Source organism: Symploca atlantica LB2515 (genome assembly GCF_052546295.1).
Map to the genome: position 1 here is coordinate 2,770,791 of NZ_JBQWMT010000001.1, position 23,631 is coordinate 2,794,421.

The following is a 23,631-nucleotide window of genomic DNA, read 5'->3' on the forward strand; positions in this document are numbered from 1 at the left end:
CAAATCGCCGAAACCCTATATTTTTCGTTAAGTGGTGTCGATGCCTTACAGGGAAAAGATTTGAGGTCTGTGTTCTGTTCAATTTTGGGGAGGATATATTACAATTTCATCAGTGGTGTCGATTTGGTGGCTGAAACCTTTACTGGGCGAGGGCTACTAGACGAACTCCCTACCGATTGGGTTAAATCGGATTAGTTGGAAACACTAAAAAAAAAGAGCAGATAGCGATAGAGTAACCCTACCGATTGGGTTAAATCGGATTAGTTGGAAACTAGTAGAAAGTTAGAGAAGATAGATTCCCTCCCTACCGATTGGGTTAAATCGGATTAGTTGGAAACTTAACAGACTGGTCGCGAGTGTCCACTGCGGCCCTACCGATTGGGTTAAATCGGATTAGTTGGAAACGCAGCAAGTCTCGGATTTTGCCGACTTACCAATACCCTACCGATTGGGTTAAATCGGATTAGTTGGAAACGTTACATTCGTTCCGTCTGCGTTCCCAACACAGTTGGGATTAATTCCCCTACCGATTGGGTTAAATCGGATTAGTTGGAAACTTTTTCTCCGTTAAACCAACCCATGGTTTTTTCCCCTACCGATTGGGTTAAATCGGATTAGTTGGAAACATTTCTCCTTGGCTTTGGCCTTGGACTGAACCAGAAGGCTGCCCTACCGATTGGGTTAAATCGGATTAGTTGGAAACTTACATTGTACTTTCTCATCAGCTCAGACAAATCCCCTACCGATTGGGTTAAATCGGATTAGTTGGAAACTTTTTCTTAACCACTTTGAAAAGTGAACTAACCCCTACCGATTGGGTTAAATCGGATTAGTTGGAAACAAGATTAGCTGCCAAGAAGCCATTGTCAAGGTTGCCCTTGACCCTACCGATTGGGTTAAATCGGATTATAAAGACAAATTTCAGAAAAGATAACATCACAAAGGTAGGCAATCCCCTCCCTTTTTCTTTATTAGCGTCACCCTTCCCCACAACAACGACGCAAGAAAACCCCTTTTCCACTGTTGAGATTTAATACAAGAGAACTGCGCTGTCGTGCAGTTTAATTACGTATTACCTGTTCCCTGCTCCCCTTTACCCAATCTTCACAGTCTATTTAAGACAACAACAAATTAATGAGTACTCCTTTTTGCTAATCTTATTCAAGTTTTGCGTAAAACACGAACGCCAGCCTGACTGGTAAGTAGAGGGACACCTACTTAAAAAGCTGGAGATACTTAAGACCCTTAATTTGGCAAATACCGAATTAGGATACTAACACAGATAATAATTATGACCATAATCGGTGAAATCGTTGAAAAATCTTTTAGTACTGGTTGCCTGAGCATTGCAGCCGAAAGCCGATTACGGGGTCTTTTAAGAAGAGAGTCTATAGACACAGAGGATATTAAAGCTTTTTCTTTGCTGGAGCAAGCCATTGCTGGCGGTAAGATTAAGCAAGAGTCTCAGGAGTTACACTTTCAACTAATGGCACAGGTAGCGGTTTTCTAATGCTAATTTATAATTACTTATATTTTCCATAGCCAAGATTTATAAACCTTTTCTAACTGCAAATTGGCATCTTTTTCTAATTGAGAGCGCAGTTGGTCAGAAGGTTGGTATAAAAATACGTCACTGAAGCCACTAGGAATTTTAGGCATAGTTGGTGCAACTACTAACTGAAGCTTCACTTTAGGTTTTAGTAAGTAACTCAAAGAGAGAACTCTCTCAGCAGAACTATCACTAATTAATAATGGCTGTTCTGCTTGGTTGATAATTTGGGCTATTTGGGGATTGTATCGCGTTTTAAAAGGGCCTTTATTCCACCAAACCATCATCTGAGAGTTAATTACACAGGATAAAATTCCACTGAACAGCAGAAAATTCATTGTTAGACGCCATCTTTTTCTTTGTTGGTGACTAGCAGAAAAAGAGGTAATTTTACTGGTTAGTAAGTAAGCAACAGCTAACTGAATACCTAGATAGCAAGGAATCGGATAACGAGCAATTGTCGAGCGTTGCCCCCCCAAAATCAAATCTGACATGATTAGGGCTAATCCTGTAACTCCAGTTAGGGTGAGAATAAATAACCAAGTTGGCTTGGCAGTTTCACGACACAGTATATACAGAGAATAACCAGCTAAGATAGCAATTAAATATAATAACGGATTAATCGCGCTTGGGCCCTGGTTAAAATCAGTAAAAATGCGTGATAGATTCAACAACCATAATAGAATGAAATTAGATTTGTCTTGACTTAAATGGGCTGTATTACTCTGAAGCTTGGCAAACCTAGTAACAATAACCCATAGCCAAGGGGAAAAGGCTAAAAGAGCTGTAATGGCAGCAAAACAGTAAGCAGTAACTATCTTAGTCCAGCGCAATTTTTCTAGGACAAATACATAAATTCCCTGTCCTAATGCCACTAATCCATACAAAAGATGGGAATAAAATCCCAGTGCGACTGTAATTGTATAAACTACCCAACCAACCTTAGTTTTGAGGCGTATGGCTCGTAGTAGTGCTGCACTTGAGAGCAAAATAGTAACTATCCACAAACTATATTGCCGTGCTTCTTGGGCAAATAAGACATGGAAAGGCGAAACGGCGAGCAAGGCTACTGCTACTAATCCAGTTGACGGTGAATTAAATAATTCCAGACATAGCCAATAAATACAAGGAAAAGCCAGTAGACTAATTAAGGCGGATAAACTTCTAATTACAGCGACTGAAGAACCGAAGCTTTGCACCCAAAACCTTGCCATCAAGTAATATAAAGGGGGATGTTCAGGTTTACTGACTAAAGCGTCGATAGTATCCCTTAAATCTTTTTCTGAGTTGGGATGTTGATACTTTTGTAAATCTTGCTGGCTAATCACATCCCCAGTGAAGACTCGCTGAACTAACTCAGTTTCTGTGTAACCAGAAATGCGTAGTGAGGTGTAAACTTCATCACCCCAGTAGACTTTGCGGTCAAGATTGTAAAATCTCAGTAATATACCAAGTATCAGCAAAACTACCACTAAGATTTGTAGCTTATTGAGACGGGGCTTGCCGCTTGATGTTACGTTTTTTTTCAAGATAAACTGATTGACAAGCTTAATAACCTTTGCGACAAACATAGTAATTCTCATGCTGGTGAGGTAGAGTCGGTTTTCTCTCTTCTTCTGTGAAAAATGGGATAGTAGGATGGGGTACACCTCATGAGTCAGAGAAATGCTATGCTTTTATTCAAGTAATAAGTGACAATATTATTACTTATTACCGTTCGCTGCCCTTTCGCTGCACTCAGGGCTTCGGCTCAAGGGCATGCTTATTTGACTGTTGGTTTAGCATACTATGTATTGAAGAGCCGAGATTCTTATCGACAAATAATTGATAAATTATCTCAAAAAGCAGACAAAAAAATGTCATGAAGGAGATAGTTGCGGAAAAAACCTTTGGTTCTTTAAAAGGGAAAACCAAAGGAAATATCAGTGAAACTGCAAGTAAAGACTTTTGACGAGAGACTACGAATTCAAGCCGTTGCAGCAGTTTGTTCTTCAGCCAGAAAGAGCAGAACAATTTGCTGACAACCTCAGTACCTGAAACCCTCTCTAGAAAAGGGCTTCCGTTTTTTAGAATCTGCAGAGTGCTATCTCAGTAGTACTTTAACCAGCGTCGGGTGCAATTGATCAGCAGTAAATCCAGGATCATTTGGTGGGTAGAGTTCGTCTTCAGCAAAGGTAAACCCGTACTCTTTGCTAAGAGCCACCAATTCCTTAGCACGCTCACAAGTCTTCAGCTTTTCCTGAAGTTCAGCATCAGTTTTAGCTTTTTGGGCAAAAGATTGGATTTGGCTAGTAGGCATAATTATTCCTCGTCTAGTTTTTTTTGTAAAACTAATTAGTTCGATTCAATTATTTTATGCAAGTTAACCCTATTTTAGGCAAGTAGTACCGTGAAAATTTTCTTGTCTTTAACAGCGCATTTCTTTACGTTTTTTGCAAAACTTAGCAAAGACAATTTTATTTAAATTAGACCCTTAAAAAGACTAAATGCAAAACAAATTTAGCACTAGTTAACCTACTTATCCAGGAAGAAAAAATTAATTTTTGGGGCAAGATAGTAAAACTATTTAAACTTTTACTGTTCCCTTTTAACCACTAACAGAAGTAACCTTAACCTGACATCTAGTTGAGCAAACAACTCAAGCACAAGCAAACTCGGCGAGCTGTCTGAAGATTCGACACCAGAGAAGTGGTAGGATAAAGGTGGCTCGCTCTACGGAATATGCATCGAACCTTCATCCCTGGTATTGCTCCACCTGCATCGCAAACTGAACCTGCTTGGTGGTTTGCTTTTGTCGGTAATAAGCTAGTAGTTCACCAAGAAGGTACACTCAATAAAATTCCCCAACTAGTTAGCCTCACAGAAATTGGCTTGGTGCCAGTACGAACCCAATTTCTCGGCACCCTGGACAACCAACCTTGTTACTCGGCAGAACTGCCCAAAGATGCAGTTATACCCGATGGTATGACTTTGCAGGGACTGCGCCAATTGTACGGAACATTAGACGAAGACTTGTTTGTAATTGCTGGCCGCGCCGTTCAGATTACAGAATGGGATCGCACCCATCAGTATTGTGGTCATTGTGCAACTCCGACAACCCAATTACCCCATGAACGTGCCAAGCGTTGTCCCACCTGCGGATTAGTTAATTATCCTCGCCTCTCCCCAGCAGTTATTGTACTCATCTCTCGTGGTGACGAGCTATTATTGGCTCGCGCTCATCGCTTTCAACCTGGGATGTACAGTATAATCGCTGGCTTCGTAGAACCGGGAGAATCGTTAGAAGAGGCAGTGGTGCGAGAAGTCCGCGAAGAAGTAGGCATTGAACTCCAAGATATTCGCTATTTTAGCTCGCAACCTTGGCCGTTTCCCAACTCATTGATGATTGGCTTCACTGCCACTTATGCCAGTGGTAATATCTGTGTTGAACCAGAAGAATTAGTTGATGCTGCCTGGTTTAGCAAACATAACTTGCCACAGGTTCCTTCTAAACTGAGTATTGCTCGAAAACTCATCGACTGGTTTGTCTCGACTCACTAAGGGATTGCTCGCATTCGTCTCAAGACGACTGGATAAGAATTTAAGTTTTTGGCGGGTGAAACTCACTGACTGAGAATGGTGCAACCTCTGAGTATCACTACAAGATGCGAGTTTAACACAGAGTTCGAGACCAGTTAAGAGATTGTCACACTACTAGAGTCTAATCAACCTAGAAACTTGGTTGCTCTCAATTAGAACTATAGGGTCAAGTTGAAAAGCTTCATATCTATTCCTAAAAACCATAAGTATTTTTCTTACTATGGAAGTAAGGAGGAAGACATGAACACTAATCAATCAAGCCTCTTTTATAAAAAAGAAAAAACTGCCAAGAGGGCAAAAATAACTCGCGAACAATGCCTAGCAATTTGCAAAGCTTACGGTAAAGGGAGTGTTGCTTGCCGCCGTGCTATGGCTACACTAAATCAAGCCAATACCTCTAGCCCAAAAGTGGCACGAACAGCGGATAACACTATCTTTGAAAGATAGTAGGGTACTCTATACACAACCTAATTTGCTCATTTTGCTAGCTAAGAGCAGCCGTTTCAGAGCGGTTTGAGTAAATTAAGCTTCAGCAATAAAGCTTGTATGCTCCCAGGGGCTATTTACTAAAAAAATCAGCCTTCAGTTAATATGTCTTATTAAATATCCTAAGCCTCGTTAGGATATTTGTTCCTTTGCAATTTTATCCGGACGGAGTTAATTCGTTAGCGTAGATAGCAGTATTCTCACTACCTATTGCTGAAATGCAGAGGGGTTTTACTGTAAGTATTATCAGAGGCTGGGGTACAAGTTTTACTGGTAAATCTCTCTGTGTTCTCTTGTTTAAGGAGGTGCCTATCTTGCAAATAAGGGGGTTATAAGGTTAGGTTTTATCTTTAGTTTATTAATAGCCATCTACTAATGGGCTTGATTTAACTAATCAAACCCATTGATTACTTTTTCAGGGCTGCATCCTCAGGGCGTATCACTTAGCTGCGTCTTTTGAGAGGAAAGGAATTACCTTCGCGATTTTTTTGTTGTGGTAGCAAAATTAACCCATGTTAAGCAGCCCTTTAAACACTTTTTTTGCCAAAGTTTTTGGCAAAGTTCCCCTGCGAACTGTTCTTATTGTTCCCTTTGTTCTACAAATTTTCGCAGCTGTGGGACTAACGGGGTATCTTTCATTTCGTAACGGGCAAAAGGCAGTTAATGATATTGCTAGTCAATTGCAAAACGAAATTACTGATCGCGTTGAACAGAACCTACAAACTTATCTAGAAACTCCACACCAAATAAATCACAGTAAGCTGGATGCCATTACCCTAGGCTTTTTGAATCTGCAAGACTTGCAACCTTGGGAAAAATATCTTTGGCAGCAAGTACAAGCATTCCCCTATATTAACTTCACTTCGGTTGGTAATAGTCAAGGAGACTATCGGACAGGGGAAAAACTGGAAGACGGCTCTTTAAGGATTAATTTATCGGGTCAGTCTACTGGTTTTGACTTTCGCTCTTACAATACTAACAAAAATGGCGATCGTACTACAGTTGCCTTAGTCGTTAAAGACTTTGATATACGAGAACACACCTCCTATAAAAGTGCTGTGCAAGCAGGTAAAGCCACTTGGAGTTCAGTTTATATCTCACTTTTAGAACCTACCTTAATAGTTAGTGCTCTCCAGCCTGTATACGACCAAGGAAGACAGTTAGAAGGAGTATTAATTACGGCTTTACGCCTTGATCATATCGGTCGATTCTTGAATAGTCTCAACATTGGTAAAACTGGGCAGACATTCATTATTGATCATCAAGGAACCCTCTTAGCAACTTCCACTAAGGAAAAGCCGTTCCGGACTAAAGACAATCAAAGACAACTGTTTAAGGCAGTTGATAGTGAGGATCCTTTGACTAAAGCGAGTGCTCAATATTTAAGCACTCGCTTTGGTAACTTTCAACAAATTAAAAATTTTCAGCAACTTGATATTGAAATAGCGGGTCAAAGACAGTTTTTACAAGTTGTACCTTTTCAAGATGGCAAAGGACTAGACTGGCTGATTGTGGTGGTAGTGCCAGAAGCAGATTTTATGGAGCAAATCTATCAAAATACTCGCACTACTATTCTACTATGTATCGCTGCTTTGCTCGTGGCTACAATAGTTGGTATCCTGAGCGCTCGCTGGGTTACTCAGCCAATTCTCCGTTTAAATACAGCTGCTAAGGAGATTGCTCAAGGTGAATTGGACAAAACTGTAGAAATTGAACGCTCTGATGAAGTCGGGGAACTCACTAAATCTTTTAATAGTATGGCTCATCAACTGCAAGAGTCTTTTACTCGGATGAAATCTTTGAATGAAGCTTTATCCGAAAGTGAGAGTCGCCTCACTCAATTTTTAGAAGCCGTACCAGTAGGTGTGTCTGTCTACGATACTACTGGGAAGCTTACCTACGCCAATCAGGCTGCACAACAGTTACTAAGCATCAAAGCTTTAGCGATGGCAAAAATCGAGCAATTGTCAGAGGCTTATCAAGTTTATCTGTCTGGAACTGAGCAACTATATCCTACAGCTTTCTTACCTACTGTACGTTCTCTAGCAGGTGAAAGTGTACATGTTGATGATCTCGAAATTCGTCAAGCAGAACAAGTTGTTCCCTTGGAAATGTGGGCAACCCCCATTTATGATGAAACCGGAGCTGTTGTTTATGCGATCGCTGCTTTTCAGGATATTAGCGATCGCCAACGAACCCAGAAGCTACTAGCAGACTACAATCGCACTTTAGAAGTCCAAGTAGCAGAACGTACCGCCGAACTAGCTAAGGCAAAGGAAGCGGCGGAAGTTGCCAACCGAGCCAAAAGTACTTTTATTGCCAACATGAGCCATGAATTGCGATCGCCATTGAATGCTATTCTTGGTTTTTCTCAATTAATGACTCGCTCCCAAACTCTCTCCCCGGAACACCAAGAAAATGTTAGTATCATCACCCGTAGTGGAGAACATCTCCTGCTCTTAATTAATAATGTTTTAGATTTATCTAAAATTGAAGCGGGACGCACCACTAAAAACGCCAAAAACTTTGACCTTTATCGTCTACTTGATGATGTGGAAGATATGTTCCAGCTCAAGGCTGAAGAGAAAGGATTACGGCTATTATTACAGTGTACTCCTGGTGTGCCTCATTATGTTTGCACCGATGAAACCAAATTACGTCAAGTTTTAATTAATTTACTTAATAATGCCCTCAAGTTCACTGATTTGGGTAGCGTTTGGTTACGAGTAAAGGCAGGGATGGTTAATGAGACAAACGGGAAAAATCAACAAGCTTTAATTACCTTTGAAGTTGAAGATACAGGAGCGGGAATTGCTTCAGAAGAATTAGACAATCTCTTTGAAGCTTTTGTACAAACTCAAACTGGCAAACAAGCGCAAGAAGGAACAGGTTTAGGCTTGTCTATTGCACAGGATTTTGTACACCTGATGGGAGGTAAAATTACAGTTAGTTCTCAAGTAGGACGTGGCACTGTTTTCCAGTTTAATATTAAAGCTAAGGTTGTTGATGCCAAGGAAGTAAACAATCAACGACCAAAGCGCCGCGTTGTTGCCCTAGAGCCAAATCAACCTCAATATCGAGTTTTGATTGTGGATGATAAACAGATTAATCGCCAATTGTTAATCCAATTACTTAGTTCCCTTGGTTTTGCTCTTAAAGAAGCTAGTAATGGGAAAGAAGCGGTTGCAGTTTGGGATGAGTGGGAACCCCATTTAATCTGGATGGATATGCGGATGCCGATGATGGATGGCTATGAAGCAACTAAAGCAATTAAAACTACTACCAAAGGACAAGCTACTGCTGTTATTGCTCTGACTGCCAGTGTTTTAGAGGAGGAAAAAGCCGTTGTTCTCTCAGCAGGTTGTGATGATTTTCTGCGCAAGCCTTTCCGGGAGGAAGAAATCTTTTCTGCCATGAACAAACATTTGGGAGTACGTTATGTTTATGACGATCAAAGTGATTTATTGGAGCGGCCAACAAGCGAACCTAATCTACTTGATGCCACAAGTTTTCAGGCGATACCTGTAAAATACAAGTCTCAACTTCAGGAGGCAATTCTACTGGGTGATTTAGACTTGATTGATGTCTCACTCTCGCAAATCCGTACCCACAATGCCCAACTGGCCGACGCTATCAAAAAGTGTCTCGATAATTTCGAGTACGACACAATTATAAATTTAATTACTGTTAGCCAGAAAGAAAACTAAAATGAATCAGTTTCAGACCAACCAAAATCAAGGCAATATTTTAGTAATAGATGATACACCAGCTAACTTGCGTCTCTTAGTTAATCTATTGACAGAAAAAGGATATAAAGTGCGTCCGCTACCTAGTGGTAAATTGGCACTATCAGGCGTTCATCTCTCTCCTCCTGATTTAATCTTGCTTGATATTCTGATGCCGGAGATGGATGGTTATGAAGTTTGCCAAAGGCTCAAAGCAAATCCACTAACTAGAGACATTCCAGTGATTTTTATTAGTGCTATCAATGACTTAGCTGATAAAGTAAAGGCATTTAGTGTTGGTGGAGTAGACTACATTACTAAACCCTTTCAAGCAGAAGAAGTTTTAGCCCGTGTGAAAACTCATATAGACAATCGTTACTTGCAAAAGCAATTGCAAGAAAAGAATCAGCATTTAGCTAAAACATTAAAACAACTACAAGCGACTCAAAACCAATTAATTCAATCAGAAAAAATGGTGGCTTTAGGGCAGCTAGTGGCCGGCATCGCCCATGAAGTCAATACCCCCTTAGGTGCAATTAGAGCTTCTTCTAGCAACATCTCTAACGCTCTTGAGCAGTCTTTAGAGCAGCTACCAAAACTGTTTACAATTATTTCTGAAGAACGACAGGCTGATTTTTTTAATTTGCTCTATAAATCTCTACGCAGTGATCCTCTAGTAACTTTTAAAGAAAAACGTCAGTTCAAACAAGTCTTAATTGCTAAGTTACAAACAATTAATGTTAATAATCCCAGAAACACAGCTGATACCCTAGTAGATCTGGGTATTTACGAAGATATTGAGGAATTTTTACCACTTCTGAAAGAGTCCAATAGTGATTTAATTTTGCAATTAACTTACGACTTAGTTAGACTAAAAAGCAACAATCAGAATATCATAACAGCTATCGAAAAAGCCTCAAAAGTAGTCTTTGCCCTCAAAAGCTATGCCCGATATGACCAGAGTGGAGCCAAGACGTTAGCAATAGTGACAGAGGGAATAGAAACTGTCTTAACTCTCTATCATAATCACATTAAGCAAGGAATAGAACTGCTGCGAGATTACGAGCAGCTACCACCAATATTATGTTATCCAGATGAACTTAATCAAGTATGGACAAATCTGATACACAATGCCATTCAAGCCATGAATAACCAGGGGCAGTTAGATATTAAAGTTTATGCTGAAGTTTCAGGTGATGGATCACTTACTGACAAATTCCTAGTGGTCAGTATTACTGATAATGGTTGCGGCATTCCAGCAGAAATACAACCTCGGATTTTTGAGCCATTTTTCACTACTAAAAACCCAGGTGAGGGTAGTGGCTTAGGATTGGATATCAGCAAGAAAATTATCGATAAACATCAAGGCAAAATTGAAGTAAAAAGCAAACCAGGAAGAACAACATTTAGAGTTTATTTGCCAATAATACGTACAGCCAACTGATGTTTTTTGGTAGGGGATTACACTTGCTATGCTTGTGGTAGCCTTTCGGCAAAAGCAAAACAATTTGTCTGTGGCAAAAGAGTCAATAGCTTTCAACAAAAGAATGCCCAGGCTCCACAAAAAAAACAATCGCAATAAACCAAATATTATCCCAAAAAATTCTATCGAGAGGTAATGAAAATGACCAAAGCAGCTATCCTTTGCGTAGATGATGAGACAGTAGTCTTAGAAAGCCTTAAAGAGCAACTGAAAAGATCTATGGGAGACAAATATATTTATGAAGTTGCTGAAAGTGCTGAAGATGCTTGGGAGATTCTTGAGGAATTAAAAAAAGAAGGTGTGGAAATTTTAATTATCGTCTCAGATTGGCTAATGCCAGGAATGAAAGGAGATGAGTTTCTAATTAAAGTCCATCAAGAATTTCCCCAAATTGTCAAAGTGATGCTTACTGGTCAAGCTACACAAGCATCAATTGAGCGTGCTAAACAAGAAGCAAATCTCCACAGTTGCATCTATAAACCGTGGACTGAAGATGAGTTAACCGAAACAATTATTTCTGGATTGGAGTAGCTGATGTGTAGTCTGGCAATTGTATGTGTGGATGATGAGCCAGCGGTTTTAGAAAGCCTTAAAGAGCAGTTAAAGCGTCACTTTGGCAAAGACTATTACATTGAAGTCGCTGAAAATGGTGAAGAAGCAATAGAAATTGTCAAAGAACTGCAAAAAGAAGGCATTGAGATTCCCTTAATTATTTCTGACCAAATTATGCCAGGAATGACGGGGGACAAACTATTGAGCCAGATTCATGCCCAATATCCAGAAACATTAAAGATACTCTTGACTGGACAGGCCACTATCGAAGCAGTGGGCAATGCGGTCAATTCTGCTAAACTTTATCGTTATATTGCTAAGCCCTGGGATGAAGTTGACCTTAGTTTAACTGTAGCAGAGGGAGTTCGTAGTTATCTCCAGGGTAAACAAATAAATAAACATCATCGAGATCTCGAACAAGTTAATCAAGAATTACAACAATTAAACGCTACTTTAGAAGAAAAAGTTGCTCAACGCACTCACAAATTAGCCCAAACTGAGGCCGAACTACAGGGCATATTTGCGGCAATGACGGAACTTGTTTTGGTTTTTGATGCCCAAGGTAAATATCTCAAAATTGCTTCCAATAACGCCGTACTTCTCTACCAGCCCCCGGAGACTTTATTGGGCAAAACCCTGCACGAAATATTTGCCCCAGAACAAGCAGATACTTTTTTAGGCTGTATCCAACAAGCCCTAGAGAGAAAGGAAGCAGTTAGCCTTGAGTACAGTCTCATAATTGACGGTCAAAAAACTTGGTTTGCAGCTAATGTTTCGCCAATTTCTGCTGATTTAGTAGTTTGGGTAGCCCGTGACATTAGTAATCGCCATTTACTGGAAGAAAAACTACGCACCTCTGAGCAAAAAATCCGTGCTGTATTTGAGGCAATGACTGACATTGTACTGGTTATCGATCAGCAAGGAGGAATAGAAGTGGCACCCACGAAACCGAACACTTTGTTTAAACCGGAAACTGACTTAATTGACTTAACCATTAAACAATTTTTTCTAGGGGAGAGAAAAGAGATTTGGTGGGGCAAAATTAAGCAAGTTTTAGAAACACAGCAGACGGTCAATTTTGACTACAGCCTGCCGGTTGGTAACCGTGAAGTATGGTTTGCCGTGAGTATTTCGCCAATGCTCAATCATTCAGTAATCTGGGTAGCCCGTAACATTGACCAGCGCAAGCAGGCAGAAACCGTAAAAACAGAATTAATTCATTCCTTGCAACAGAGCGAGGGATGTTTGAGTACAATTGTCAAGACTACTTCTGAAGCTCTGATTGTTCTGGATATTGGTGGTAAGGGGCGCTTTGCCAATCCGGCAGCAGAATCTTTGTTGGGTAAACCAGCAGCAGCAATTTTGGGTCAACGGATAGACTTGCCAACCAACCTCAATGGTTCCGTTCAGATAGAAATGCAACGTCCTTCCGGGGAATTAATTATTGCTGAAATGCGGTCAGCACAAATTGTCTGGCAAAACGAAGCCGCCTGTCTCCTTTCCCTGAGAAATGTAACAGAACGCCTTCAGGCAGAGCAAGCACTCCGAGCCTCACAGCAAAGGCTATCCTTTCTATTGCAGAACATGCCTCTAGCTGTGATTGAATGGAATACCAACACAGAAATAGTCACTTGGAACCCCGCCGCAGAAGCTATTTTTGGCTACTCCGCTGCCGAGAGTATCGGCAAAAGAGGTGCTCAACTGCTCGTCGCTGAAGATAACAGATCACAAGTTGAGGAAATTTATCAACAGCTTTTAACTCAGAAAGGTGGCAACCATAGTATCAATGCAAATCTTACCAAAAGTGGTAAAACGATTATTTGCCAATGGTACAACACACCTCTACTTGATGAGCAAGGTACTGTCATTGGCATAGCTTCCATTGCAGTAGATATTACTGAGCATCAGCAAAGGGAGTTATTAGAGAAAACCCAGAATATCATCTTAAAAATGGTAGCGCAGGGCTGGTCATTATCAGAAATTTTGCTGGCATTAACCATACAGGTTGATCAGCTCATGCCAAACCTGTTTTCTTGTATCCTGCTGATGGCAGAAGACAATAGGCATTTGCGTTTTTGTGCAGGACCAAAGATTCCCCCAGCTTGGGTGCAACTGATCGATCCGTTACCGATTGGCCCCACCTCTAGTGTTTGTGGTGCAGCAGCCTATTTCGGTAAGCGTGCTATTGCAGAAAATATTGCCACTCACCCTTGGTGCACTCTGTTTAAAGACCAAGCAACATCTCTGGGTCTCAAAACCTGCTGGTCTGAGCCAATTTTGTCTGATACTGGCAAGGTTTTGGGGACATTTGCTATCTATTTTACTGAAATGCGATCGCCTGAACCAAGAGAGTTGGAGATGCTCGAATCATTAGCAAGGCTGGCATCGCTAGTTATTGAACGCAAGCAGTCTGAGGTTGCCCTTAAACTAGCTAAAGAAGCTGCGGAAACCGCCAACCATGCCAAAAGTGACTTTCTAGCTAGGATGAGTCACGAATTACGTACCCCCCTCAATGCCATTCTTGGTTTCAGTCAGATTCTGGATTTTGATGAGTCTTTGACACCGGAGCAAAGGGAAAATTTAAGAATCATTAATCGCAGTGGTGAGCATTTGCTGGAACTAATTAATGATATTTTGTCAATGTCCAAAATTGAAGCGGGTCAAATTGCCTTAAATGAAAACAGTTTTGATTTGCTGTTATTACTTGACTCAATTGAGCAGATGCTGCGACTCAAAGCCAATGCTAAAAGCATTGAATTCATCTTTGAGCGCTCTACCGATTTGCCACGGTATGTTAAAACCGATGAAAGTAAACTCCGTCAAGTCCTAATTAATCTACTCAGCAACGCAATCAAATTCACTAAACAAGGTAAAGTTACTTTGCGGGTGAGGGTAGAACCTAGCAAACACAATGTTCTGGCGTGGGAACATGGAAACTGGGAGACACCTTTACTTTACCCTGCTCCTCGGCTATCTAATGCCTCATATTCTTCTGTTGAGTATCTTGTTTTCCAAGTTGAAGACACAGGTCAAGGGATTGCTCCTGAAGAATTAAGCACCGTATTTGAGCCATTTGTACAAACTCGTACTGGTCGCCAATCAGGGGAAGGAACGGGCTTAGGTTTAGCCATTAGCAGACAATTTGTGCGCCTGATGGGCGGAGATATTAGTATCAGTAGCATTCTGGGAATAGGCTCAATTTTTACCTTTGAGATTCAGATTTGTTTGGCGAGTGCAGAGGATGTTCCGACCAAGCTTTGCCGACGACGAGTAATTAGCCTAGAAGCCCATCAAACGCATAATCGCATCTTAGTAGTCGAGGATGTAGCCGAGAATCGGCAACTTTTAGTCAAACTGCTTAAACCATTGGGTTTTGTCGTCTGTGAAGCAGAGAACGGTCAAGAAGCGATCGCTTTGTGGCAAAGTTGGCAACCTAATTTAATCTTAATGGATATCTGGATGCCAGTAATGAATGGCTATGAAGCTACTGCAATAATTAAGCAATCGCCGCAAGGTCAGAATACAGTGATTATTGCTCTGACTGCTAGTGCCTTTGATGAGCAACGAGAAGCTATGTTAGCCATCGGCTGTGATGACTTCTTGGCTAAACCTTTCCGAGAAGACCTCTTATTAACTAAAATAGCCGATCACTTAAAAGTTAATTATCTTTATGCACAAGAGGAGCAATCCACTAACATCCCGTTAGCAACACAGCCATTAGAGTTAACTAGATCTGTTCTCAGTGTAATGCCAAATCAATGGTTACAAGAACTACATCAGGCAGCGCTTTTAATGGATGATCAATTAGTGAGTGAACTGATTAAGAAAATACCGGAAGATCAGATATTGCTTGCGAAGAGCTTAACCAATTTAGTTAGCAACTTTCGTCTGGATATAATTACAAAACTAACTACAAATGATGGTGATATTTCTTCTCAAACCTAGTAGTGAAAACCAATAGTTTACTTGCTGCTTTAGAGCCAACTAAGCAAAACATGACCGCTGAAATATCATCTGAAAATTGACATTTTTAGCTACAGACAATAGAATACCTTTGTATTATAAATTATTTAATTCAATTAAATAAAAAAAATATTATTTTTATGGCTAACTATCAAACCTCAGATTCAAGAGGCAAAATTCTCATTATTGACGATACACCGGATAATTTGCGGCTTTTATCTACCATGTTGGAGTCCCAGGGTTATCAGGTAAAGAAAGCTATCAGCGGTCAATTTGCCTTACAGGGAGTAAAAGTAGTAAACCCTGATTTAATTTTACTGGATGTCAACATGCCAGTAATGAACGGTTATGAAGTCTGCCAAGAGTTAAAAAAAATTCCACAAATTCGCGACATACCAGTAATTTTCATCAGTGCTTTAGATAAAGTATTAGATAAAGTTAAAGGTTTCACGGTAGGAGGTGTAGATTACATTACTAAACCCTTTCAATTAGAAGAAGTTTTAGCCCGTGTCAACAGTCAGATAAATCAACAGAGACTCTCTCAGCAAATACAACAAAAAAATATTCAGCTACAATCTGAAATTGCCGAGCGCCGCCGTGCTGAAGAGAAAATAAGTTTTTTACTTTCTACCACTAAAGCTATTGGTGAAGCAGAAGACTTTCATTCTGCTTTGCAAGTTATTCTGTGTTCTTGTTGTCGAACAATAAATTGGGACTTAGGAGAAGCCTGGATACCCAACATTGAAAATAATGTCCTTGAATGCAGTCGTGGTTGGTGTTTTAGAAGTCCGGGTTTAGAGGAATTTAGAAATAAAAGTTTGACAACAACATTTGCTCCTGGCTCTGGATTCGTAGGGCGTATTTGGTTATCTAAAAAACCAGAATGGATCGAAGATGTTTCCCTTGAATCAGAGGAAGATTTTCTCCGCGCCAAAGTTGCTAAAATAGTAGGATTAAAAGCTGGTTTTGGTGTACCAATTTTAGTTAATGACCAAGTATTAGCAATTTTAGTGTTCTTTAAACAGGTAGCTAGTCCGCCACAAAAAAATTTATTAGAGTTAGTTAACGCTGTTGCTAGTCAGTTAAGTTCCTTAATGCAACGTAAGCAGGCAGAAGCAGCCTTGCGAATTGCTGAGTACAAATATCATAGTATTGTTGAAAACGCAGTCGAGGGCATTTTTCAAACTACCCCCTCTGGACAATACCTAAGTGCCAATCGGGCATTAGCTCGATTGTATGGTTACGACTCACCAGCCGAGCTAATTACCACGATTCAAGACATTTCTCAAATTTATGTTGAACCCAAGCGCCGCCAGGAATTTGTTGCCGCTATGGAGGTCAACGATACTATATCGAGTTTTGAATCACAAGTGTATAAGCAAGATGGTGGGCTAATTTGGATTTCGGAAAATGCTCGTGCTGTGCGTAATACTCAAGGGAAACTGCTCTATTATGAAGGTACAGTTGCTGATATTACAGAACGCAGGTTAACCCAAGAAGCACTGAAATTTCAGAAAGAACAAAATGATCAATTACTACTCAATATTTTACCCAAGCCCATCGTTGAGCGACTACAACAGGGACAAACCACAATCGCTGATCATTTTGAAGAAGTTAGTGTCTTATTTGCTGACATTGTTGGTTTTACCGAATTCTCTTCAACAAAATCTCCCGAAGCATTGGTAGAAGTACTCAATGTAATTTTCTCGCAGTTCGACCAGTTAGCAGAAAAATACGGCTTAGAGAAAATCAAGATGATTGGAGACGCTTATATGGTGGTGGGAGGCTTACCTACACCGCTTACCAATCATGCTTATATCGTCGCCCAGATGGCGCTGGATATGCAAGCAAAAATGGTCAATTTTACTAACCTGACAGAGAAAGTTTTTCAGTTACGAATTGGCATTAACACTGGGCCAGTGGTGGCGGGGGTAATTGGCATTAGTAAATTCAGTTATGATTTATGGGGTGATACAGTCAATATTGCTTCTCGTATGGAAACCAATGGTATTCCTGGTGAGATTCAGGTCACAGCGAACACCTATGAGCTACTTAAAGAGTACTTTGTCTTCCAGAAACGAGGTCAAATTCCCATTAAGGGAAAAGGCTCAATGACGACTTATCTTTTGAAGGGTCGCCATTGAAAATTTGTAATTGATAATTCGTAATTATGGTGATTTTTTCCCCGTTGTACCAGGTAAATACTATCCAATTTATTCTCTAATTGCTTATATATTTAAGCAGCTTGGGAAAACTAGCTAAGCTCCAAGTAACTCATAAATTGCCACTGAATCCTTCTTACCCTTAACCTTGACATAATCATCAACTAGGCGCAGATGGAAGGCTTCTCGCTCTTTTAGCATCGATACCACTGGCTCAGTTACCAAGATGCCACAATCGTAAATCCTAGTCAGCCCTTCAACCCTTGCTGCCACATTCACGGCATCTCCAATCACTGTAGACTCAATTCTTGAAGTAAAGCCGATAGTACCCATTACCACCTCACCATAGTGAATACCTATACCAATTTTGATGATCGGCTGATTTTTACTCTGACGTTCTTCATTAAACACTTTAAGGCGTTGCTGCATTGCCAGTGCCGCGTATAGAGAACAACCAGAATTCTCATTTTCAAAGAGTGCCATGATGGCATCACCGATGTATTTGTCAATGAAGCCACCAGCCTCATTGATTACTTGCCCCATACAGGCAAGATAGTCATTTAATAAAGTGAAGGTTTCCATAGGCGTCATCTGCTCTGACATCGATGTGTAGCCACGAATGTCAGCAAACAAAATTGTGATCAGCCGTGTCGCCGCCACACCTACCTGAATGTTTTCAATACCGTCAGAGGCAATAACCGTCAAAAACTTACCAGGTACAAACCGCTCGAAGGAATCAAGGGTTTTTTCCAGCCTGCTAAACATTGCCTGTAGAGCGCTCGACATCTCATTAAAGGAAGTTGCCAAAGCCCCAATTTCGTCAGCTCGGTAAATATTAACGCGGTGCTGCCAATTACCCGCAGCAATCTTGGCTGCACTAATTTGTAAGCGCTTGACTGGTTTGGTCAGATGTAATGCCAAGATATAGGCACCTAGCAAACCAAAGCTGAGTCCAAAAGCTCCCACCAATAACGCTTTGTAAATGGCTCTCCTAACAGCACTCCTAACTTGTTTGAGTGACACCCCAATCCGGAGATTGCCAATTTTTTCTCCAGTGGCGCTACGGATGCCAGCAGCAGCCTCAAGGATACGTTCACCACGGCGCGATCGCATCTGATCACGAGGAAACTCAATGTCTCGCAGGATGAAGGTTTTCTGAAGGCGGCTATAGCTATAGGTTTCCAGTGCTTTTTTTGTGATCTCTACTGGTACTAGATCAGGAAAGTACTGCTCCTGAAAAGCCTCCGGGGAAGCGGCAACAATCTGGTTAGAGCGTCGTGCATCGGAAACAAGAATGTAGATGAATTGGGAGTTTCGTTGAGTCAGCAGATTGAGACTCAAGCGAATCTGACTCCAATTCTGGTTTACTAGTTCATTTGTCCAGGCATTGGAGAGAGCCGTAACGATCATCTTGGCTTCCTGCTGTTTCTGATTGTAGTAGACATCACTCATATCCTCTGCCCAACTCCATACCACGACCCCAACAATTGCCAAAATTAAAAAAGCCGTGAAAGCCATCATCCGAGTGCGGATGGAGCCAAACAAAACAACCTTCATTGTGTGACCTCAAGCTCCTCTACGAAGGTAACCCAGTGGCGATTTTCGGACTGAGTTTGACAATCAGGAGAGAATGCCAAAGTGAGAGGACCACCCATTTTCGCTGGGATAGGCATCTGATTATCGCCCCAGTGAGTTGCTAGCAAAATATCGCAGTTTTTGACATCAGATGCCTCCAAGCGGATGGGATTAGCGGGGTTACGGTAAATAGGCGACTTCCCTTTAACAATAACAGCACCGTTTTCGGGAATTTTAACCCCTGCGGCGGCAAGAGCATCACGTACATGCACTCCGTAGAGCTTGGTTTTACCCACTGGCCAACCAATTCGGTAGGCAACAGCTTCATTAAGGGTAGCCTGTGGCAGTTTTTTCAGAGTATCAGCATCGAACAAACGACCACCCACTTTTAGTTGGATCGGCTCAGTACCAACCACCATGTCGGTGAGATAAAATGCCCAAAAGCGATCCGGGTACTTGACTTGGAGCTGTGGATATTTATCATAAGGAAATACTAGATAAAGAGGGCCGCCTTTACTGCGGGAAATTTTCTGACCATTGCGCTCTAGGGCCAGCAAAATTGGGTATTGGCGCAAGTCGGCGAGGCTGACAGTTGCTCGATAGTCATCATGGGCAACAAAAGTTACCTCCGCTACTTGGGGCGCAGCACCAAACTGATCGAGCAGTGTTGAAGCAGCGATGCCCCGAAATTTGATCACTTGCTCGAGATCACTAGAGTTGTGTGGCTCCTTGGTGTTGATCGAGCTATTTGCCAAGGTTTCTAATTCTGGCCAACTTAAGTTTACTGGCTCTCCTTTTGCTGTCTGCCCTTGGATAGTCAGTTCCCACTGTTGCTGAATTTCTTCTGGTTTTTGAGTGGCAATCATCTGGGCATTTAGGTTACTTGCCTCTATACGCCATGCTTCAAGTTTGGTCTCTGTAGGTAGATTGCTACATCCACTCAGACTAACCGACAACTGAAAACAAGCAAAAGTAAAAAACGCGCAGGGGAAAGCTCTTTTGCTGCCTGCTTTGCTTTTCTTGCGGCACAGCAGCAGGTGATTGAATAAGTTTTTCATCGAAGTCAACCGGCTGGTTACCTGTAACTATTGCTAGGTTGCGTCTGCTTTAAGAGCGAAATCTCTAGTTGAGAGTTGCTCTATATTTCTCCAAATCGGATTTGATTTTTACACTCCAGAAAGAGTCTAAAAAATCATTTTTAACAATAAAAAGTTAGCAGACACACCCTAGAAGATTAGTAGAGAAATCTCTTTAGAGATTCTTCTCTGGGAAAACGGCTTGTTTCACCAACCAGTGACCCCCTTTGGCAATTTTTAATTTTTTATTTATTTTTAATTTGAAGCATCACCACCAATGACATGACTAACTGACCAGCCTTTTAGGTTCCGTAATACGAGGGTTCATTCCCCGGTTTCCACTTAATGTTGCAGCCCAGACTCGGCTTTTGGTCAGAGTTAACAGTTTGAGCCGCCAAAACAGCATCAAGAGCGGCTCGTAAATCCTTACCATTAACTGATTGCTGATTACTAGGGCGGCTCTCGTCGAGTTGACCTCGGTAGACTAGCTGCTGCTGAGCATCGAAAACAAAGAAATCTGGGGTACAAGCAGCAGTGTAAGCTTTGGCGGTTTCTTGGCTCTCGTCGTAGCACAAGGGAAAAGTAAATCCTAGCTGCTCAGCCATTTCCTTCAGGGAGTCGGGAGCGTCATCGGGGTACTTGTCAGCATCGTTAGCGCTAATTGCCACAATTGCTAGCTCTTTGTCAGCATAGTCCTCACCAATTCGCGCCAGTTCTTCCTGCACATGCTTCACAAAAGGACAATGGCGACAGATGAACATTACCAGTAATCCTTGCTTACCAGCAAAAGTATCTAAGGAAATTGTTTGACCAGACACCACATCCTCTAACTGGAAATCTGGTGCTTTCGTTGCTAAGGGCAACATGGTAGAGGCAGTTCGCGCCATCTTTTGGACTCCTGATATACTGCACTGCCCACTATGTTCCTCTACTCCAGCAAAAAATGCCAAATACAGCAGCAAGGTCTGGTAGAAAAACTACTACTTTTGCTACCTGATATTTTATAGTACATTTGTATTAGTAAAGTCGCCATCAGGTAATCGCCCCTAACCAAAATGAAAGAAGATCACGTTCAGCTAAATCAGCATCCTGTTTCTCCAGAAAAGCTAAGGCTTCCTACTGGGCTATCAGAGCTACCAGGGGAGAAAAGGCAACCACAAAAGTTGAGCAATTGGTCGAACTCACGATTATCTTTCAGGGTTAGACCATCTTTGGCATTCCTTAGACAAAGAACTATAGATGGTTTGAGACGCTTGCACAGTCAAGGGTCACGGATTAACCAGCTCTCCGCTGAGCTGGAGGCAGCACTATTGGAACTAAAAGCGATCGCATCGGAAGTCAACCAAGATCACAGAGCACTGCAAGGGATACAGCAACGTGCGACGGGTACTGAGACGCTAGCATCCTTTACGCCTGAGGTTTGTGAGTATCAGGCAGTAAATCTCCCCAATGTTCAACAACAGCAGTCTGGGTCATTATTGCTAACGTCGCGACCTGTAGATTTATTCAAAGCTGAACGAGAGGCGGCTTTACTTGCCGAGGTCTTGCGAAGTCAAAGGAAAAGAAAAATTAATCGCAGTAGAAAGTTGTTTTTTAAATAAAAATATCTTGTTTCTCTGTTAAATGTAAAGCAATTTCTTTTTCGTAGTAAGCTGCCTCATTAATGAAGACAGGATAGACGGTTGAATCACCTTGGTAACTAATCACGCGATTATCGAAAGTCAGGAATATGGGATCGCCAGGATTAAGAGCTTCATAATCTTTACCTTGAAGTTGAGGATGAATCATTGCCTGAATTTCTCCCTGATCATTTCGAGGGTAGTCGATGACTTTCAAAAATTTGTAAACAGTGAGAGACTGACTCCGGTGCACTGTTTTACCCTGGTTATAATTTTCTAAATAATCCAAAATAGCATAGACGAGCTGCTCAGCTTTCTGAAAACAAACTGCATCTAAGACACCCTGAGCTACTGGTCCAACTTCAATTGCCAAACTCAATTCACAAAGAGACCTCAAGACAGCATCTTGTTGACCAAACTTTATACAACTATAGACTTTTACTAGGGGACTAATTGAACTTAGATAAGCAGCTAATTGTAAATTAAAGGGATGATAATTACCCAAGATGATGGTCAGTCCCATGTTGGTTGTTGTGCTGTGTAAGTCTACAATAAAATCCGCTGGGTATTGACCTTGCTGTCCGAGCATTTGATGAATTACTTGGGCGCGATTTTCTTCATAGTTAGAAAGTGTTGGATTTTGCAAATACTCACTGCTAAAACAGCGGTTTAAGTCCTTGTCGATATATCGTTTTCTGGCCTCAAATGCCCGAGGATTACCTAGTAATGTAAAACTTGCCAAACTTGAGCGCTTAATCAGTTCAGGAAATCGCTCGAACTTCTTGATCAAGTACGCTCCTGTAAATTCATTACCGTGAACTCCTCCAACGATTGCTACTCGACTAATCTGATCCATATTTTGTGTTTTTAACTTAAAAATGACTATTTTCTTGCAATTGCAGTAAAAGAGGTTTCTACTATATGTCCAATACTTTCTTAATCAGAAAACTACACTAAAAAGATATAGTAATGCTCAGTAATGGAACTCCGACATCTGGGATGCTTTATCGTTTTGGCTGAAGAACTCAATTTAAGTCCTGCCGCTGAAGGTTTGCCTATTGCCCAGCCGCCTCTAAGTCAGCAAATCCGCTCTTGAGAAAATGAACTGGGATTGCAACTGGTAGATCGCAAAACGCGTCCACTTCAATTAACGGCTGCGGGACTAGTGTTTTTGGTAGAAGCGCGTCAGGTTTCCACTCAGCTTGAACAAGCAATTGTCTCTGCGCAAAGAGCCAGCCGTGGCAAAATTGAACGACTGACACTAGGAGTCAATATCTTGATCGCTAACAGCGTTCTTCCCGACATTCTGCGAACATTTCGCGATCGCTATCCCGGCGTAGCTCTGGTGTTGCATGAATTAGTTTCTTACCAGCAGCTTCAGGAACTCCGCAATCGGCAAGTTGATCTCGGTTTCGTTCACTTGCACAATGCGCAAAAAATTAATGAGAATGATGATACTCTCAGTTTTGTGTCTATCTTACAAGAACCTCTAGTTATTGTTTTGCCTGAAAACCATCCTCTAGCAGCCCAAACTCAAGTTTCCCTAGAAGCACTAGCGGATGAGCTATTTATTTTACCCCCACCTCAATTTAGATACAAAACAGATCGGGATGTAGCTAGTGGTCAGGTGATACGCAACCGAGGAATAGAGCTAATTAGTACCGTCGGACAGACGGGAAAGGAAACTGCCTGTGCCGACGTTAGCGAAGCGGGACGTGATAGCGTCCTTCTAGCGGGGACCAGGGAAACTCAGTCTAGGCAAGTGTCGAAACCTCGAAAGAGAGTAACCAGGAAAACTCAAAAGTGATTTTGGCAAGTCTGCGCTATATGCTGCGAATTAGCGCCGGGAGGATGTCACGGAA

At 41.4% G+C, this 23,631-nt stretch carries 17 protein-coding genes and 1 CRISPR repeat array; of the genes, 11 read left to right on the forward strand and 6 right to left on the reverse strand.

The genetic code is table 11. The features are described from left to right. Window positions 1-167: 167 nt before the first annotated feature. A CRISPR array of direct repeats spans window positions 168-918; the repeat unit is 36 nt; unit sequence CCCTACCGATTGGGTTAAATCGGATTAGTTGGAAAC. A 373-nt stretch (window positions 919-1,291) separates the two neighbouring features. Next, the gene (locus tag ACT7WV_RS11535; protein WP_445103034.1) at window positions 1,292-1,510 is read left to right on the forward strand and encodes a hypothetical protein; all 219 of its coding nucleotides are present in this window, start codon (window positions 1,292-1,294) and stop codon (window positions 1,508-1,510) included. A gap of 17 nt (window positions 1,511-1,527) precedes the next feature. Here the strand turns inward: ACT7WV_RS11535 and ACT7WV_RS11540 are convergent, their stop codons facing one another. Beyond that, window positions 1,528-3,120 (reverse strand): glycosyltransferase family 39 protein, encoded by a 1,593-nt coding sequence (locus ACT7WV_RS11540; RefSeq protein WP_445103035.1) that lies wholly within the window; start codon window positions 3,118-3,120, stop codon window positions 1,528-1,530. Window positions 3,121-3,632: 512 nt separating this feature from the next. Further along, window positions 3,633-3,848 carry a Nif11-like leader peptide family natural product precursor gene (locus ACT7WV_RS11545; protein ID WP_445103036.1) on the reverse strand — a complete coding sequence of 72 codons (216 nt, stop codon included), beginning with the start codon at window positions 3,846-3,848 and terminating at the stop codon, window positions 3,633-3,635. Between the two features lie 422 nt (window positions 3,849-4,270). Here ACT7WV_RS11545 and nudC point away from each other — a divergent pair, with 422 nt between their 5' ends. The 7 genes from nudC to ACT7WV_RS11580 all read left to right on the forward strand — a co-directional run bounded on the left by nudC (window position 4,271) and on the right by ACT7WV_RS11580 (window position 17,481). Next, window positions 4,271-5,089 carry an NAD(+) diphosphatase gene (nudC, locus tag ACT7WV_RS11550; protein WP_445103037.1) on the forward strand — a complete coding sequence of 273 codons (819 nt, stop codon included), beginning with the start codon at window positions 4,271-4,273 and terminating at the stop codon, window positions 5,087-5,089. Between the two features lie 279 nt (window positions 5,090-5,368). After that, on the forward strand, window positions 5,369-5,575 hold the full coding sequence (locus ACT7WV_RS11555; RefSeq protein ID WP_445103038.1) for a hypothetical protein: 207 nt from the start codon (window positions 5,369-5,371) through the stop codon (window positions 5,573-5,575). 551 nt (window positions 5,576-6,126) lie between these two features. Further along, entirely contained in the window at window positions 6,127-9,321 is a 3,195-nt protein-coding gene (locus ACT7WV_RS11560; protein ID WP_445103039.1) for a hybrid sensor histidine kinase/response regulator, read from the forward strand. Between the two features lies 1 nt (window position 9,322). Then, entirely contained in the window at window positions 9,323-10,783 is a 1,461-nt protein-coding gene (locus tag ACT7WV_RS11565; protein ID WP_445103040.1) for a hybrid sensor histidine kinase/response regulator, read from the forward strand. A 180-nt stretch (window positions 10,784-10,963) separates the two neighbouring features. Further along, on the forward strand, window positions 10,964-11,353 hold the full coding sequence (locus tag ACT7WV_RS11570; protein WP_445105630.1) for a response regulator: 390 nt from the start codon (window positions 10,964-10,966) through the stop codon (window positions 11,351-11,353). A gap of 3 nt (window positions 11,354-11,356) precedes the next feature. Then, a complete protein-coding gene (locus ACT7WV_RS11575) occupies window positions 11,357-15,319 on the forward strand; it encodes a PAS domain S-box protein (protein WP_445103041.1) in 3,963 nt (1,320 codons plus the stop codon). 158 nt (window positions 15,320-15,477) lie between these two features. Further along, a complete protein-coding gene (locus ACT7WV_RS11580) occupies window positions 15,478-17,481 on the forward strand; it encodes an adenylate/guanylate cyclase domain-containing protein (RefSeq protein WP_445103042.1) in 2,004 nt (667 codons plus the stop codon). Between the two features lie 114 nt (window positions 17,482-17,595). Here the strand turns inward: ACT7WV_RS11580 and ACT7WV_RS11585 are convergent, their stop codons facing one another. The 3 genes from ACT7WV_RS11585 to ACT7WV_RS11595 all read right to left on the reverse strand — a co-directional run bounded on the left by ACT7WV_RS11585 (window position 17,596) and on the right by ACT7WV_RS11595 (window position 21,037). After that, a complete protein-coding gene (locus tag ACT7WV_RS11585) occupies window positions 17,596-19,056 on the reverse strand; it encodes an adenylate/guanylate cyclase domain-containing protein (RefSeq protein WP_445103043.1) in 1,461 nt (486 codons plus the stop codon). Then, complete coding sequence (locus ACT7WV_RS11590; RefSeq protein ID WP_445103044.1) at window positions 19,053-20,132, reverse strand: molybdopterin-dependent oxidoreductase; 1,080 nt, start codon at window positions 20,130-20,132, stop codon at window positions 19,053-19,055. Before ACT7WV_RS11590 ends, ACT7WV_RS11585 begins: the two co-directional genes overlap by 4 nt. Window positions 20,133-20,452: 320 nt before the next feature. Continuing rightward, a complete protein-coding gene (locus ACT7WV_RS11595) occupies window positions 20,453-21,037 on the reverse strand; it encodes a thioredoxin family protein (protein WP_445103045.1) in 585 nt (194 codons plus the stop codon). Between the two features lie 168 nt (window positions 21,038-21,205). On the opposite strand from ACT7WV_RS11595, the gene ACT7WV_RS11600 reads away from it, so the two are divergent. Further along, entirely contained in the window at window positions 21,206-21,751 is a 546-nt protein-coding gene (locus ACT7WV_RS11600) for a hypothetical protein (protein ID WP_445103046.1), read from the forward strand. On the opposite strand, the gene ACT7WV_RS11605 is transcribed toward ACT7WV_RS11600, so the two are convergent. Beyond that, window positions 21,744-22,625, reverse strand: a complete 882-nt coding sequence (locus tag ACT7WV_RS11605) for an aspartoacylase (protein WP_445103047.1) — start codon at window positions 22,623-22,625, stop codon at window positions 21,744-21,746. The two genes, ACT7WV_RS11600 and ACT7WV_RS11605, sit on opposite strands and share 8 nt — an antisense overlap. Window positions 22,626-22,748: 123 nt before the next feature. Between ACT7WV_RS11605 and ACT7WV_RS11610 the strand changes: the two genes are divergently transcribed. Further along, complete coding sequence (locus tag ACT7WV_RS11610) at window positions 22,749-22,865, forward strand: LysR family transcriptional regulator (protein ID WP_445103048.1); 117 nt, start codon at window positions 22,749-22,751, stop codon at window positions 22,863-22,865. Between the two features lie 15 nt (window positions 22,866-22,880). Then, window positions 22,881-23,576, forward strand: a complete 696-nt coding sequence (locus ACT7WV_RS11615) for a LysR family substrate-binding domain-containing protein (protein WP_445103049.1) — start codon at window positions 22,881-22,883, stop codon at window positions 23,574-23,576. Window positions 23,577-23,631: the final 55 nt, after the last annotated feature.

Bases quoted from the DNA above. Each gene is read 5' to 3' on its own strand.
- ACT7WV_RS11535 (WP_445103034.1), top strand. From the start codon at position 1,292: ATGACCATAATCGGTGAAATCGTTGAAAAATCTTTTAGTACTGGTTGC.
- ACT7WV_RS11540 (WP_445103035.1), bottom strand. From the start codon at position 3,120: ATGTTTGTCGCAAAGGTTATTAAGCTTGTCAATCAGTTTATCTTGAAA.
- ACT7WV_RS11545 (WP_445103036.1), bottom strand. From the start codon at position 3,848: ATGCCTACTAGCCAAATCCAATCTTTTGCCCAAAAAGCTAAAACTGAT.
- nudC (WP_445103037.1), top strand. From the start codon at position 4,271: ATGCATCGAACCTTCATCCCTGGTATTGCTCCACCTGCATCGCAAACT.
- ACT7WV_RS11555 (WP_445103038.1), top strand. From the start codon at position 5,369: ATGAACACTAATCAATCAAGCCTCTTTTATAAAAAAGAAAAAACTGCC.
- ACT7WV_RS11560 (WP_445103039.1), top strand. From the start codon at position 6,127: ATGTTAAGCAGCCCTTTAAACACTTTTTTTGCCAAAGTTTTTGGCAAA.
- ACT7WV_RS11565 (WP_445103040.1), top strand. From the start codon at position 9,323: ATGAATCAGTTTCAGACCAACCAAAATCAAGGCAATATTTTAGTAATA.
- ACT7WV_RS11570 (WP_445105630.1), top strand. From the start codon at position 10,964: ATGACCAAAGCAGCTATCCTTTGCGTAGATGATGAGACAGTAGTCTTA.
- ACT7WV_RS11575 (WP_445103041.1), top strand. From the start codon at position 11,357: ATGTGTAGTCTGGCAATTGTATGTGTGGATGATGAGCCAGCGGTTTTA.
- ACT7WV_RS11580 (WP_445103042.1), top strand. From the start codon at position 15,478: ATGGCTAACTATCAAACCTCAGATTCAAGAGGCAAAATTCTCATTATT.
- ACT7WV_RS11585 (WP_445103043.1), bottom strand. From the start codon at position 19,056: ATGAAGGTTGTTTTGTTTGGCTCCATCCGCACTCGGATGATGGCTTTC.
- ACT7WV_RS11590 (WP_445103044.1), bottom strand. From the start codon at position 20,132: ATGAAAAACTTATTCAATCACCTGCTGCTGTGCCGCAAGAAAAGCAAA.
- ACT7WV_RS11595 (WP_445103045.1), bottom strand. From the start codon at position 21,037: ATGGCGCGAACTGCCTCTACCATGTTGCCCTTAGCAACGAAAGCACCA.
- ACT7WV_RS11600 (WP_445103046.1), top strand. From the start codon at position 21,206: ATGAAAGAAGATCACGTTCAGCTAAATCAGCATCCTGTTTCTCCAGAA.
- ACT7WV_RS11605 (WP_445103047.1), bottom strand. From the start codon at position 22,625: ATGGATCAGATTAGTCGAGTAGCAATCGTTGGAGGAGTTCACGGTAAT.
- ACT7WV_RS11610 (WP_445103048.1), top strand. From the start codon at position 22,749: ATGGAACTCCGACATCTGGGATGCTTTATCGTTTTGGCTGAAGAACTC.